Source organism: Chitinophaga silvisoli, assembly GCF_003412465.1.
In the GTDB taxonomy this organism is placed as follows: domain Bacteria; phylum Bacteroidota; class Bacteroidia; order Chitinophagales; family Chitinophagaceae; genus Chitinophaga; species Chitinophaga silvisoli.
On the sequence record NZ_QTJV01000002.1, the window covers coordinates 1127862 to 1141685 of the forward strand.

The window sequence follows — 13824 nt, forward strand, 5'->3', positions numbered from 1 at the left end:
TTAATTTTTTGCCAGGGCCAATGAAGGCACTCCTTTTATTTTTCGATTCCAGTAAGTAATATAAATCGTCCCTATTACCGAAGGCAACATCCACGCCATCAGCGTCTGTATATGCAGGCCCGCCACCATAAAGGCCGTGATAGAAGCAATCAGCGCCGCCACCATCCTGCCAATATGACTACTCAGCCATGCATTCTTCTTCTCCTTAAAAACCCTGAAAGTGTAAAAATCCTTCAATGTCATATACAAGCCAAAGCCACCAAAGAAAACAAACAACACTGCATTTCCACCCCTGTGCATCGTAAGCTGGTAAATGCCAGTCAGCAGCATCACTACAGAAGCTCCCAGCATCGTACCTGATATCGTTTTATCAATGGTATCAGCACTGTGCTTGCTATCGCCCCTGAATGTAAGTGCCCGGTTGCCCGCCAGTACCAGGTAGATGGTAAACACGCCTATCAGGAACAGGAACAGGTTCTCATGTCCCGGCATCCTCGCTATCACCAGCGATACCAGTGAACTGATGAACATGGAATAAGAAAAAGCTTTACCACTGTTTTTGTGCAGCTTACTGCCTTTCTTTATTCCTATGCTGGCAATGCCACTGATGAGTCCAAGTCCGCCAAATAAGGCATGTATATAAATAAGGATCTTTACAAGCGTTTCCATGGTAGTAACAATTGAAGGTTAATTACATTTGGCCAGGTATCTTTCTGTTTCAGCCAGGCCCCAGTGTGGATATAAGTCTGCCGGCTTCTCTGCCTTGAACAGCTCTTCTGCTTTTACAAACAGTGGTTTTGCTTTTTCTTTGCCACCACCAATGTATTCTGGTTTACCAAAGGTAGAAGCACCATCCAGGAAATACAGGCGTGGATTGTTCGGATCCAGTTTATATCCTTCCTGCAGGTAAGTATAAGCTTTGATGCCGTAAGTTTTAAAGCGTTCCATGGGGTTTACCAGCATCTGGATAGTCGATGCCATATTGTGAATGGTGCAGAGCTCTGCATTCTTCTCAATGGCTTCTCCTTTCGCGGCCAGTTCATTGGCTTTCTGGCCGATGGCATCCCTGTCAGATTTAGGATCTGCAAACCCGATGCGTGTTTGTGCCAGTCCTGCGTAATAATAAGGCAACCACTGTGTTTTCTCTGCATCACCAATACGCTCAAATGCCTGTGATACAGCTGCCAGGTCTTCGGTGGTTTTAGCTGAATCGAGTAATTGCAGGTTATGCTGCATAGCAGCTACATATTTGCTGCTCTGTGCACGGGCACCCATGGTGGCCAGCAAAGCAATGGCTAAGATGATTTGTTTCATGGTTATATTTTAAAGGTTATCAATTGCGTCTTGTCTTCTGTCAATACCCCAGTTGAGGATCAGGCCTACAAAGAAGGTACGTTGTGCAGGCGGCAGGATAGGTTGTTTTACCCTGGCATCATAAGAGTAATTGTATCCTGCTATGTTAGTCCTGCCCGGCAGATTTGTAGCTGAGGCGTACCATATTGCAGCCGCCTTGCCCATCCTGGTCAGGTGATAAATACTCAGGTCCAGTGTCTGGTAGCCGTTCGTCTTGCCCTGATCTTTGATGTAGTAGGCCTTGCCGGTACTATCGGGTATGATGGCATAGTAAGGTCTTCCTGTAGCAAAGGTGTAGGTCAGGCTGGCACCTGTACCAATCCTGGTAAAGAAGTGCTTTACCGAAGCAGTAGCCGTGTGATTGGCTGCAATACCCGGCATCAGTGCAGTGGGGTAGTTCAGGTAATCACGTTTGGTATCCAGGTAGGAATAACTGATGCTGTAATCCAGGTGCTTGAAAGATGTCTTGTCCCGGAAGTACAGTTCAATTCCTTTGGCATAACCACTGCCACTATTATTGTATGATGGCACTGTTTTAATCAGGTCTTCATATTTTTTGTAGAAGGCTTCCACTCTCAGGAAGGTACCACGTACCTGTCGCTGGTAATTGATGATATAGTGAGTGGCTTGTGTATAATCCAGGGCAGAAGTAACCTGCAGATAAGTGTTTTCGGGTTTCTGATAAAACTGTCCGAAGGCTGCAGAGATCGTAGATCCTTTGCCCATCCTATAGGCCAATGAGGCACGGGGTGCCACTTTGGCCTTTTGGAGGATGGAAGAATATTCTGCCCTGATACCAATCGTGGCCACGAGCGAATTCGTAAAGTAAAGTTCCGTTTCAGCAAAGCCGGCACTCAACTGATCAGGCAGGTGCTTGCTGATGGTATTATATTGAAAGTCGTATTGAGAGTACCAGTATTCACCCCCAAAGCGAATCGTATTCAGGTTGCTGAATCTTTTCTCAATCACGGCTTTTCCCTGTACCAGGCTTTCTCTTCTGTCCAGTCTGAAGTTCACGGTATCCAGCCAGTATTTTTCAAAGGTATATTGAGGTACATTATGTGCATCCTGCAGCTGACTGCTGATGCTGTCGTGTGTGATGCTATAGCTGGCGGAGAGGCTCATCTTCCATCCATCACCCAGGTTCTCTTTCCAGCTGAGGGCATTGAACCAGTTATAGTTGCTGAGGGTAAGGGCATTCTTCATATCGACGGTGTCAATATTGAAGGTGCGCACGCCCAGTTTATTGTAACTGAAAGTCGTGTAATATTTAATCATCCCGTTTTTGGTTTTGATGCGGAAATTCGCATCAGCATTGTGAAACCGTGGACGGATAAAGTAATCAGGCGTTTGCTTCACCAGTGCATAATACAGGCTGGTGTTGGTATATTGATAGTTGAAGCCAAAGGATGATTGCTGGTTTTTAGCCAGGCGTTGGATCCCCAGGCTGTTCTGAATAGGGGAGATGAAGGCATTGGCTTCGGATTGCTGTGGCAGATCGATGGTCTCCATGATCAGTACAGAGCTGAGGGCTTGTCCATACAGGGCGGAATATCCACCTGTACTGAAAGCAAAGCCCTTGAACAGGGTCGCGGGGTACCTGCCCCGGGTAGGGATATTGGAGGCGCTCAGGTAATAAGGTCTGTTCACGAGGGAGCCGTCTATGAACTGCTTGGCTTCATAGCTATCGCCACCCCGTACAAAGAGGCCTTCCTGGTTACTGATCTGCTGGGCACCGGGTAGATTGTTGACCGCCCGGGAAATGTCGGCATTGGCTCCTGCCGTGGTTTGCACGTCCAGCGAACTTAATACAGTAAGACCTTTTTTGCCCATGCCCCCTCCGAATGCGCCTGCGGTGACCGTGACGGCATTCAGTTCACTGATCTTTTCCTTCAGGGCAAAGCTGACCTGGATAGGCTGAGCAGCCAGGGTAATGGTTTGTGTGCTTGTCTCGTACCCTGTGGCTGAAGCGACTACCGTGACAGTACCTTTTTCTGTAGTACGGATCCGGAAGTGCCCTGTAGAGTCAGTGGTGGCACCATCGTAAGTGTCTTTTATGGCAACAGATACACCGGGTATTGCCTGCTTTTTGTTGTCAGTAACCGAACCGGTTATTTGTGCCTGCCCAAAGGCTACGGTGGTTAAAAGCAGGAACAATATTGTGGTAAGTATCTTATTAAGCATACAATAAGGGTTAATTTAATTTGGATGCATGGAGATCCTTGATTCTTCCGATTTCTTTTTTGAAGAGCAGGAAACTCACGGGCTTATTTAAATATCCTACGTTCGCTAATTGCCTGGGCAGTACGTCCAGCACATAGTCGTATGGATATTTGGTAACGAAAACATAGACAATGTCCTTCTGGAAAATGTCATCAAATACCAGGTTTTCAATCCCTGAAATACTGATGTCTATAAAAACTATATCCGGGGCGGACTTCCTGATCGTAGACAGTATGTCGGAGGCTTTGGCCGATTTGGCAATGAGCCTTATTCCTTCCGTCTGACTGATATAGTATTCCAGCATATCAACACTGAGCGGGTCTTCGTCTATTATGATGCAGGTCAAGAGCATTGCTGGGTAGATAATTGATGAAATAAGGATTAAGCGGTTATAGTCGCTAAGCTGGATACACCGGTAGGCAGGGTATTGATAGAAGAATAGTTGTTATTCTGGCCATTAGAACCTTTGCCACAACCGCAGGCGTTGAGCTTGCTGATAATTTCTTTGTTCAGGCTCAGATTTGATTGTTTGCCGGTAGTTTGTTTTGCTTGTTTCATAGTGGTAGTTTTTTGTTGTTGATTACGATACAAACTTTCATCTTTTCCCGCCGGACAAAAATTCTTTTAGACAAAAGTGATGTCTTACCCAACGAAATGATCACATGGCAACATCTGGAATTTTGAAATTGGGGAAAAATGGGGTTGTATGGGGTTTATGTCTGGGAATACTCATCAAAATTTGGGCTGGAAAACCCCATTAAATAAGGAAATACGCCAAAAAAAACATATCTTCATGAGAGTACGTAGCATTTGACCCAGGCGAGAGACACTGATTTCTAATTGTTTAGAGGAGGACATGAAACCAAGACCCTTTAATTTTACCCGATTACTTATCCCCGAGAATGTAAAGTATGTACACATTGTATTCTGGTGTATTATGTTGACGCTGTATACCCTGAATATTATGTTCCTTTACTCGACGAACGGAGTTATTTCCCTCATCTTCGGTTTAAGAAACCTTTTGGGGGCAATGTTTTTCTTTTATTTCATCTTTTATGTACTGGTACCGGTTTTCCTGAAGAGGAAGGAACGCGTCCTGTTCTTCCTCGGCTTGTTAGTACCCTTCTGGATCTGGGCAGTGATCAATTATTCATTTATGACACTGCTTATCAATTACTTCTCTATTTCCGACAGAGACCTCCTGGCCTCCGTAAAGGTCATAGCCGACAAATCGATCTGGCAGATCCTGGCACCCCATACCATCTTCCAGACCTCCATCGGGGTCCTCATGATCGTCACCCCTCCTATTACAATAAAACTCGTCGAAGAAATATCCCGGGCCATGACCCGGGCCCTCCGCCTGGAAAGGGATAACCTGAACCTTGAGGTGAGTTTTCTACGATCACAACTCAATCCACACTTTTTATTCAATACCCTTAATAATATCTACTCGCTGTCTGTCAGAAATAATCCCAAAGCACCCGAGTTGATCATGCAGCTCTCCGATATGCTGCGTTATACCTTGTATGAGTCAAACCGCGAAGTAGTAGACTTGTCGAAAGAAGCCGATTTTCTATATAACTATGTTCAATTAGAGAAAGCCAGGTATGGTAAGGATGTAGATATCCAGTTTGTGTACAATTCTGAGTCCCTGGAAGGATTCAAGATCGTACCCCTGCTCACATTCCCGTTCATCGAGAATTCATTCAAGCACGGGCTGGATACCACCACCAAAAATCCATGGCTCAGGATTTCATTTGAGGTGGAGGACAATACCCTCTTTTTTGAAATCGCAAACAGCAAAGGGGACGAATCATTATTTAAGCATAATAAAGAATCCGGAACGGGGGGAATAGGGATTGCAAACACGCAGAAACGCCTATCCTTGTTATACCAGAATAAGTATTCATTATCCATCAACAATAATCCGGATTCCCATAGCATCAACCTTAACATAACTCTTATCTAGCCATGAAGAAAATCAAATGTATCATCGTAGATGATGAGCCATTATCCCGGGAATTGTTAGAAAGTCATATCGAGCGCATACCCTTCTTAGAACTTGTCAAATCCTGCGCAGATGCTTTCGATGCGATAGACATATTGCAGACAGATACCATTGAACTCCTGATCACAGATATCCAGATGCCCAGGATCAATGGCCTGGAACTGATCAAATCATTGTCTAATCCGCCCTTCCTGATCTTTGCCACAGCCTACTCCAACTATGCCATTGAAGGTTATGATCTGAATGCCGTAGACTTTTTATTAAAGCCTATTTCATTCGAAAGATTTTTGAAAGCGATCAATAAAGCAAAGAAAGATATTGATCAGAAAAGAGGCGAAACTGCCGCAGCTGCTGCTCCTGTAAGCCAGTCGCAACAAGCGTTACAGCCCCAGCACCTGTTCGTGAAAGATGGACATAAATTATCCAAGATCCTCTTCGAAGATATCCTGTACATCGAAGGCATGAAAGATTATATTAAAATAGTCACCAAACAAAAGAATGTAGTGACTTACATGCGCATGAAGAGCATAGAGGAAGTGCTGCCGGAGACACAGTTTGTACGTATACATAAGTCATATATCATCCACCTCCCTGCTATCAAATCAGTCGTAGGCAATTCAATTGAATTAGTCAATAATGAATCTATCATCATATCAAAACAACATAAACAAATGTTGATCGATCGATTGAATGTAGCTGGCAAAGTATAGTAAAATCCCCGCCAGTATCGCGGAAAGCCCGCTTCAACACTATGTTGGAGCGGGCTTTCCGTTTTCTGATCTGTGAGACATAGCAGCTTTATTGAAAAAAGAAATGCAAAATGTGTGCATCCGGATGGCCATCAATCCGCAATATCTAAACCCTGGTTTATTTGGTGTGGTAAACTCTCAATTTCGTCTAAAAGAGTTTTTGTGCGAAGCGATTTGTTAGACATTTGAATCATCGAAGCAAACATAACACATCACGAAACACGAAAAACGAAAGATGATCATGATTGCCACCCGATAGAAAAGACACGAGGTTTGAAGAGAATGAAATTTGGTTGTGTAGAAACAGCATCTTGTCTAAAAGAATTTTCAAAGTGTACGTTTCTCAGCAACTTTAAACCATCAATCAAAACTGAAAATAAAAACATGGAACTTAAAAATTACAGCACAGTATCAAATGCCTTCTACAAGGTGGTGCAGGCTGAAGCAAAAATAGATGAACTGATCACAGCCATCAAAACCACCAGCCTGCCCGCTTCCGAGAAGTACGCATACCAGGCATTCTGCTACGCGATGATGGCAAAAGAAGCTTCCGGAATGTTGCAGAAAGGAAAATATATCCAGCAGTATGGTGAGTTCATTGGCAAGTCCATCGTGATCAACAACGACTGCTACGAAGCAAGACTGATGCGCTTCATCGTTGAAAAGAAATTGTCCGAGGTAAACTTTGTAAGCCACAAACAAACAGACATTGAATTTCTGTCGGCGAATGTCGAAACTATACAGGACGATTGTTTAAAGCACGTAACCTTAAAAGCCCTTTCAAATGTATAAGGACTCATTTTTCATCCCATTTACTCAACATCACGATTCCATTATTGTAGATGCTACTCAGTCGAAGAGTTATACCTATGAAGAAGTGTATGGCCAGATTGCTGATATAGCTGAGGGCATCGGACAACTGCAACTCGCAAAACATTCTATCGTCGTAATCTATGGTTACAAGAATGCCTTCAAATCATTGTTGCTGTTCTTCTCCTGCCTGAAATGTGATCTGATCCCTTTCCTGGTGGAAACCGGTGGACTGGGTAAAATAACAGATCTCAAATTCAACGCCATCATTGCCGAAGCAGCCATCACAGACAGCATAGTAGACAATGCAACCGCGCAGAAAGTAAATGATGCATTCATCTATCATAATATACACGATGATGTTTATGTAGGCGATGAAAATGATCTGCTGGTGGTATCCAGCTCCGGTACTACCGCAGGTACTCCTAAAAAGATCCTGCTGGGCAGGCAGCAAACCATTGCCAACATTGCATCTAACAGGGAAGCAATGTCCATTACCAAAGATGATGTGACGCTTGTACTCCTGCCTGTATCATATTCCTACGGTCTCATTGCGCAATTCCTGACACACTTCTTTTCAGGTGCAAAGATCGTACTGGGCGAAAGATTGCTGGGCATCTTACAACTCCCGCAGCTCTTTCAGAAACACCAGATCACGAATGTGTTTATGACACCGCTGTTGGCAAGACTCATCTTATACTATTATCAGAAAATACCTAAGATCAAAAATAACCTGCGGTTCATCACCATGGGAGGAGACAAGCCACACCTGCCTACATTCCAGAATGTATTCAGACTGTTCAGCTGCCCGATCTATAGTACCTATGGCCTGGCTGAAGCGGGACCCAGAGTCGCCACCTGCAAATACACAGAAGTCCCGGAAAAAGATAGTGAAGCCTGCATTGGCATCGTCAATCCAGGCATCACACTCAGGGTAGCTACCACTGAGAAATACCAGGACAAATATAACGATACACCTATCGGGTATCTGCAAATAGAAAGTCCCTCCATTTACCTCGGTTATATCAGGGGCAATGTACTGGAGAAGCCAGCTTCCAATACAGTACTTACCACAAAAGATATCGTGGTGAAGAAAGACGACCGCTACTTCATACTCGGCAGGGAAGGAGATTTTATTGAATACAAAGACCGGATCATCTGGTTCAACAGTCTCTCCGACGAACTGTATCACGCTCCTGAAGTACTGAAAGTAAGCATCCGCAAGGATGGCGATGACAGGATGGAAATAGGTGTCTTTCACAGGAACAAAATCAATATCCCCGAAGTGGAACAGGCATTGAAAGACAAATACGACCTGCATGCAGGAGATCACTACGATCTGAAATTAATAGAGTTCAATAATACCTATTACAAATGACCCACCTATTCATTGCTGAAACAAAGCCGGAAGCTGATGAAAGCTGCATGGAGACAATACGGGAATATTTCAGCGATGAATTAGTAAACAGGTTAACCAAATCACCGGGGGCGGGACACTGGTTGAAGCGGGTTACATCCAGGTTGATGCTTGTACAGATCTTCCATACACTGGGACTGGACCTGGCGCTACTCAGAGGTCTGCATTACAATAGGCATGGAAAGTTAGTGATGGATACGGGCACCCCCCATATATCTATCTCCTATAGCAACAGCATCGTAGCATGTGTACTGAGTGAACACAGAATAGGTGTCGACATAGAAGACATCAGTGCAGCCCCTACCAGCAAAACAATGACCCTGCTGGAAAAATGGACAGGCAGGAAAGTAAAGAACCAGATGGAGTTCTTTATGCTCTGGACACAGATAGAATCGATCGCCAAGCTATACGATGACAAAGGACTTGCTGATATATTCTACGGCAATCTGCTATCAGAAAAACATTATACCAGACAATATCTTTTAAACAATAACTACCTCGTATCCATGTCTGCACTGACATGCCTGGATACTGCTGGCCAAATAAAAACATTGACTATATGACAACGGCAGAATTTGATACCCTGAAGCCATCTGCGCTACTACCCCACAGAGAGCCAATGTTGCTGGTGGATAAGGTATTGCACACAGACTTTAAAAATACCATTACCACCGAAACCGAAATAGGGGAGGACATGATCTTCCTGAAAGGACACTTCCCCGGTTATCCCTTATTACCAGGTGTGATCATTATAGAAGCCATGTTCCAGGCATCAGGTGTACTCAACAGAGTCGCTACCCTGGAGAGAGATGGCGAAGCCACACAGAAAAAGAAATTAGGCAAAGCTGTGAAAGTAAAATCAGCTACGTTCTATAAGGAAGTGTTACCCGGCGATAAACTGGTGATTACATCTGAACGCATTAAGAATATCTTAAACTTCAGCGAATACAAGGCAGTCGCCACAGTAAACGGAGAAGTAGTATGTAAAGCAGAAATCACTTTATCTATAAGCATATGAAAAATAATAACAAAATCCTCATCACTGGCCTTGGCAGCGTGTCCCCCCTGGGATATGGTTCTGCCGCTGCATGGGAGAAGATCCTCGCAGGCGAAAATGGTCTCAAAATAAAAAGCGACTGGACCAATACCAGCATCCAGCCCCAGTACTACGGCGAAGCCCCTGCGATAGAATTCGCCAGCGAAGTAAAATGGGATGATCGTTTCCCTCCCCAGCAATACTCCAAACTCGGTATGCTGGCCTGCAAGAAAGCCCTGGACGATGCAGGTATCGTACTCGAACCATCGGACAACGAAATAGGCCTGGTCATAGAAACCAGCCTCGGAGCCACCGCTTCTGTAGAGGATTACCTGTATGACCTGTACCGCTTCGGATTGCAGAAAATAAGTCCGGTGAAGTTTACGAAGACCGTTGCCAATACCGTCTTAGGCGACATCTCAAGAGTCTTCAAACTGAACGGACCCAGCTCCCTGATCTATAATTCCAACAGCATCACCTACGGGTTTGATCTGATCAAAAAAGGCCTGGCTGATATCGTGATCTGTGGCGGTGTAGACCACTACACAGAGTTCAGGATCCTGAGTGAACAGGAAAGCAATCACCTGGTGCATGTAAATGAAAATACGGATCCATTCAGTGCCTCCATTACAGAGACTGATGACCGCCGCAATATACTCGGAGACGGTGCTGCCTTCCTGGTACTGGAAAGCGAAGCCAGTGCCGAACGCAGAGGAGCGAAGCGATATGCTGAGCTGGTAGAATACCACAGCTGCTTCGACTATCAGAATGTGGAAGATACGACCAGGCGATCCAAGGAAGTGGTGCAATCAGCGATCGATGCACTCAAGCCCATCGTCACTGCCAATGGAAAGCTGGTATACCTGAGTGCCTACACCACTGCCGGGCAATTAGAGAATAATGAACGGCACCTTTTAGAAGACCTGAATAAACAACACGAAACATACCCCCTGCGGCACAAAGCCTACACCGGTGATATGAAGTCGGCCAGCAGCATCATGGGGGCAAGCATCGCCAGCCAGATCCTGTACAGCGACCGGTTCCCTGAGCCGGATGCAGCCGGAGATCATCCTTCCGGGTTCGCTTATGCCCTGGTCAATACAAGCCACGAAGGTGGCGGTAGCTCTCATCTCTTACTTAGAAAAACAAATTAATCATGAAAAATATTTTCATCACCGGTGGTTCCAAAGGAATCGGTAAAGAACTGGTAAAAACATTCGCCCGCCTGGGCCATCAGGTAGTCTTCACTTACCAGTATTCTGCAGAAAGCGCACAGAAAATAGTGGATGAACTCCACGCAGAAGGCTTCCCCAATGTATACACATTCAAATGTGATATGGGCAACGAAGCAGACGTAAAAGCCCTGTTCAGAGGCAACAAAGAGATCCTGAAAGATGTGGATGTACTCATCAACAACGCAGGCATCCGGGATAGCAAACTGAATGCAAATCCTAAACCCTTCCTCATGACATCCTCTGCCGAGTGGTGGGAAGTGATGCACAACAATGTAAATGGCGTGATGAATACCAGTCGTGCAGTACTGCCTTCCATGATCAAAAGAAAGAACGGCAGGATCATCAATGTGACCTCCCTCGCAGGGATCAAGGGCAACCCCGGCCAGTCTGCTTACGCAGCCTCCAAAGCCGCTATCAATTGCTTCTCCAAATCACTGAGCAAGGAAGTAAAGGGCATGGGGATCATCATCAACTGTGTAGCTCCCGGATTCATAGAAACAGATATGGTAGATAATCTGCCTGATCAATATGTCAGCAACAGGGTCGGCAACAGTCTGCTGAAGCGCATGGGTACAACCGATGAAATTTCCAACTTCATTTCTTACCTGGCGCTGGAATGCCCCGAGTTTTTAATCAACCAGGAAATCGTGATCGATGGTGGTATGAACTAATAAAAACTATGTAACATGAAAAAAAGAGTCGTTGTTACCGGTATCGGTGCCATATCAGCACTAGGCAATAATATCGCTGAGATGACAGAAAGCCTCGAAAATGGCAGCATTCAATACAATGCCATCCCATCAGACAGGTTTAGTACCAGCCACAAGTTATTTGCCAACAACAGGGGGTTTATGATGGATTATGATCTCTATCAGAGCTCCTGGGACAAGGATGTATCCATCATGAGCGAAGTAGCCGTAAAATGCATCCGGGAGGCCCTGGAAAGCGCCCGGCTCTCAGAAGACGAACTGCATGCGAACAATGCAGGCCTCATCATCGGTACATCAGTAGGGGCCAGTTTTCCCATCCTGCAGCGTATCAAAAAGTCTGTGCAGGACAATGAGGACGACTATGAACTGGCGTTGTACTCCACTCCCAAGATCTTAGGCAAGATAGCCCGCGCCTTTAAACTCAACGGATACGTCTCCGCCATCTCTACAGCCTGTGCTTCCGGCACAAACTCGATAGGCAGAGCCTTTGACCTGATCGAAAATGGCAAGGCCGATATCATGATCAGTGGCGGCATGGACATCTTCACGGAGCTCACCTATACCGGATTCAATTCCCTGATGGCCATCTCCAAAACAAAGTGTAAGCCTTTTACCAAATCGAGAGACGGTATGTCGCTGGGCGATGGCTGCGCCATCCTGATCCTGGAAAGCCTGGAATCGGCTGTCGAAAGGGGAGCGCCTATCTACGCAGAGATCAAAGGTTATCACATCCTGAACGAAGCCTATCATGCTACAGCACCTCATCCCGATGGCATCTATGCCCTGAAGTGTATGAAAAGTGCCCTTGCCTACGGCGGTATGAGTACGGATGATGTGGATTATATCAATGCACACGGTACAGGTACCGGCAAGAATGACAGTGCAGAACTAAAAGGGTGTGAAGCCCTGCTAAAGGAGAAGACAAGGAAAACCTATGTCGGCTCTACCAAGTGCCTCACGGGGCATACCCTGGGTGCAGCAGGCAGCATCGAAGCGATCATCAGTATCCTTAGTATGCAGCACAATGCGCTCTATGCAAACTACGAGGCGGACGACCTGCCTGAATCTGAAAAGATCGAATTCGTCACACAAAACAAAAATAATATTCCGCTGGATACAGTATTGTCCAACTCCTTTGGATTCGGCGGAAACATGGCCAGCATCTTACTCACTAAATATAAAAATTAAAAAACCTTAAAAAACTTATAATTATGGAACACAAAGTAATCGAACAAAAAACTAAAGAAGTTCTCATCAGCGTACTGAACCTGAACAAAACTGTTGATGAATTATCTAATGATCAGGCCTTATTTGGCAATGATGAAAACCCAGGCCTGTTTGACGACTCCCTGGCTGTACTGGAAGTAACATCTGTACTGATGGCAGAATTCGAACTGGAAGCATCTGACTTCGGTGAAGAAAGCTTCAAAACTGTAGGTACCCTCGCGCAGCGCATCTATGATGTATTGCACCTGGCTGTTGTATAACCGGTAATACCCGCCCCATGCAAAAAGAATTAGTTAGAAACGGTCTTTCCAACATTGTCACACCGGAGGGAGCCCGTAGTGTAAGAAGGCCTTCCAGGCAGCTTTGCATCAATAAATAGGCACCCCGGTTTAACCCACTCATCAACCAAAATTTTATATCACATGTCCATGCTCGAACTCAATGTAGTAGAACTGGAAACCCGTCTTGAACTGGCCGGATCTACTGTAATCGACTCGATCGAAGTAAACTGTTAATCTTTTCATCTTTCATCTTTTAAAAACATAATCACATGCAGGAAACACAAATCGTAGAACTGGAAAGCCGCATTGAGCAGGCAGCAGCAGCAATCGACATCACCATCAATTGCGACTAATTAAAATTCATTTTCAAACCTTTTAAAACATCCATCCCATGCAGGAATTAAACGTAGTAGAACTGGAAAGCCGCCTGGAACAGGCCGCAGCAGCAGCACTGGTAGATATCACTATCAACTGCTAATCCACCCCGGCTATTCAATAGCCATTCGAATCACAGATTTTCAAACCAATTAAATCTTAAATCCCATGCAGGAATTAAACGTAGTAGAACTGGAAAGCCGCCTGGAGCAGGCCGCAGCAGCAGCACTGGTAGATATCACTATCAACTGCTAATCCACCCCGGCTATTCAATAGCCATTCGAATCACAGATTTTCAAACCAATTAAATCTTAAATCCCATGCAGGAATTAAACGTAGTAGAACTGGAAAGCCGCCTGGAGCAGGCCGCAGCAGCAGCACTGGTAGATATCACTATCAA

The 13824-nt window shown here is 45.2% G+C and carries 15 protein-coding genes; 10 read left to right on the forward strand and 5 right to left on the reverse strand.

All coding sequences use genetic code 11. The features are described from left to right. Genes DXN04_RS10915 through DXN04_RS34755 form a run of 5 tightly spaced genes read right to left on the reverse strand, consistent with a single transcriptional unit; the run spans window position 1 to window position 4134 of the window. Entirely contained in the window at window positions 1–669 is a 669-nt protein-coding gene (locus DXN04_RS10915) for a DUF2306 domain-containing protein (protein ID WP_116853350.1), read from the reverse strand. A gap of 18 nt (window positions 670–687) precedes the next feature. Continuing rightward, entirely contained in the window at window positions 688–1314 is a 627-nt protein-coding gene (locus tag DXN04_RS10920; protein WP_116853351.1) for a hypothetical protein, read from the reverse strand. A 9-nt stretch (window positions 1315–1323) separates the two neighbouring features. Then, the gene (locus tag DXN04_RS10925) at window positions 1324–3537 is read right to left on the reverse strand and encodes a TonB-dependent receptor (protein WP_116853352.1); all 2214 of its coding nucleotides are present in this window, start codon (window positions 3535–3537) and stop codon (window positions 1324–1326) included. A gap of 10 nt (window positions 3538–3547) precedes the next feature. Further along, window positions 3548–3928, reverse strand: coding sequence for a LytR/AlgR family response regulator transcription factor (locus DXN04_RS10930; protein WP_116853353.1), 381 nt, complete (start codon window positions 3926–3928; stop codon window positions 3548–3550). A gap of 29 nt (window positions 3929–3957) precedes the next feature. Further along, window positions 3958–4134, reverse strand: coding sequence for a hypothetical protein (locus tag DXN04_RS34755; protein ID WP_158568956.1), 177 nt, complete (start codon window positions 4132–4134; stop codon window positions 3958–3960). 298 nt (window positions 4135–4432) lie between these two features. Between DXN04_RS34755 and DXN04_RS10935 the strand changes: the two genes are divergently transcribed. From DXN04_RS10935 to DXN04_RS10980, 10 genes are all read left to right on the forward strand, one after another. After that, window positions 4433–5545: a sensor histidine kinase gene (locus DXN04_RS10935; RefSeq protein WP_116853354.1), complete on the forward strand. Its 1113-nt coding sequence runs from the start codon at window positions 4433–4435 to the stop codon at window positions 5543–5545. Between the two features lie 2 nt (window positions 5546–5547). Further along, window positions 5548–6294: a LytR/AlgR family response regulator transcription factor gene (locus DXN04_RS10940; protein WP_116853355.1), complete on the forward strand. Its 747-nt coding sequence runs from the start codon at window positions 5548–5550 to the stop codon at window positions 6292–6294. 423 nt (window positions 6295–6717) lie between these two features. Then, on the forward strand, window positions 6718–7125 hold the full coding sequence (locus tag DXN04_RS10945; RefSeq protein WP_116853356.1) for a hypothetical protein: 408 nt from the start codon (window positions 6718–6720) through the stop codon (window positions 7123–7125). After that, entirely contained in the window at window positions 7118–8521 is a 1404-nt protein-coding gene (locus tag DXN04_RS10950; RefSeq protein WP_116853357.1) for an AMP-binding protein, read from the forward strand. Before DXN04_RS10945 ends, DXN04_RS10950 begins: the two co-directional genes overlap by 8 nt. Beyond that, on the forward strand, window positions 8518–9123 hold the full coding sequence (locus tag DXN04_RS10955) for a 4'-phosphopantetheinyl transferase family protein (protein ID WP_116853358.1): 606 nt from the start codon (window positions 8518–8520) through the stop codon (window positions 9121–9123). The genes DXN04_RS10950 and DXN04_RS10955 overlap by 4 nt, the downstream gene beginning before the upstream one ends. Further along, window positions 9120–9578 (forward strand): 3-hydroxyacyl-ACP dehydratase FabZ, encoded by a 459-nt coding sequence (fabZ, locus tag DXN04_RS10960; RefSeq protein WP_158568958.1) that lies wholly within the window; start codon window positions 9120–9122, stop codon window positions 9576–9578. The genes DXN04_RS10955 and fabZ overlap by 4 nt, the downstream gene beginning before the upstream one ends. Then, complete coding sequence (locus DXN04_RS10965; RefSeq protein WP_116853360.1) at window positions 9575–10750, forward strand: beta-ketoacyl synthase N-terminal-like domain-containing protein; 1176 nt, start codon at window positions 9575–9577, stop codon at window positions 10748–10750. The genes fabZ and DXN04_RS10965 overlap by 4 nt, the downstream gene beginning before the upstream one ends. Window positions 10751–10752: 2 nt before the next feature. Next, window positions 10753–11502: an SDR family NAD(P)-dependent oxidoreductase gene (locus DXN04_RS10970; protein ID WP_116853361.1), complete on the forward strand. Its 750-nt coding sequence runs from the start codon at window positions 10753–10755 to the stop codon at window positions 11500–11502. A gap of 15 nt (window positions 11503–11517) precedes the next feature. Continuing rightward, window positions 11518–12729, forward strand: a complete 1212-nt coding sequence (locus DXN04_RS10975; protein WP_116853362.1) for a beta-ketoacyl-[acyl-carrier-protein] synthase family protein — start codon at window positions 11518–11520, stop codon at window positions 12727–12729. Between the two features lie 23 nt (window positions 12730–12752). Next, window positions 12753–13028: an acyl carrier protein gene (locus DXN04_RS10980; protein WP_116853363.1), complete on the forward strand. Its 276-nt coding sequence runs from the start codon at window positions 12753–12755 to the stop codon at window positions 13026–13028. Window positions 13029–13824: the final 796 nt, after the last annotated feature.

Bases quoted from the DNA above. Each gene is read 5' to 3' on its own strand.
- DXN04_RS10915 (WP_116853350.1), bottom strand. From the start codon at position 669: ATGGAAACGCTTGTAAAGATCCTTATTTATATACATGCCTTATTTGGC.
- DXN04_RS10920 (WP_116853351.1), bottom strand. From the start codon at position 1,314: ATGAAACAAATCATCTTAGCCATTGCTTTGCTGGCCACCATGGGTGCC.
- DXN04_RS10925 (WP_116853352.1), bottom strand. From the start codon at position 3,537: ATGCTTAATAAGATACTTACCACAATATTGTTCCTGCTTTTAACCACC.
- DXN04_RS10930 (WP_116853353.1), bottom strand. From the start codon at position 3,928: ATGCTCTTGACCTGCATCATAATAGACGAAGACCCGCTCAGTGTTGAT.
- DXN04_RS34755 (WP_158568956.1), bottom strand. From the start codon at position 4,134: ATGAAACAAGCAAAACAAACTACCGGCAAACAATCAAATCTGAGCCTG.
- DXN04_RS10935 (WP_116853354.1), top strand. From the start codon at position 4,433: ATGAAACCAAGACCCTTTAATTTTACCCGATTACTTATCCCCGAGAAT.
- DXN04_RS10940 (WP_116853355.1), top strand. From the start codon at position 5,548: ATGAAGAAAATCAAATGTATCATCGTAGATGATGAGCCATTATCCCGG.
- DXN04_RS10945 (WP_116853356.1), top strand. From the start codon at position 6,718: ATGGAACTTAAAAATTACAGCACAGTATCAAATGCCTTCTACAAGGTG.
- DXN04_RS10950 (WP_116853357.1), top strand. From the start codon at position 7,118: ATGTATAAGGACTCATTTTTCATCCCATTTACTCAACATCACGATTCC.
- DXN04_RS10955 (WP_116853358.1), top strand. From the start codon at position 8,518: ATGACCCACCTATTCATTGCTGAAACAAAGCCGGAAGCTGATGAAAGC.
- fabZ (WP_158568958.1), top strand. From the start codon at position 9,120: ATGACAACGGCAGAATTTGATACCCTGAAGCCATCTGCGCTACTACCC.
- DXN04_RS10965 (WP_116853360.1), top strand. From the start codon at position 9,575: ATGAAAAATAATAACAAAATCCTCATCACTGGCCTTGGCAGCGTGTCC.
- DXN04_RS10970 (WP_116853361.1), top strand. From the start codon at position 10,753: ATGAAAAATATTTTCATCACCGGTGGTTCCAAAGGAATCGGTAAAGAA.
- DXN04_RS10975 (WP_116853362.1), top strand. From the start codon at position 11,518: ATGAAAAAAAGAGTCGTTGTTACCGGTATCGGTGCCATATCAGCACTA.
- DXN04_RS10980 (WP_116853363.1), top strand. From the start codon at position 12,753: ATGGAACACAAAGTAATCGAACAAAAAACTAAAGAAGTTCTCATCAGC.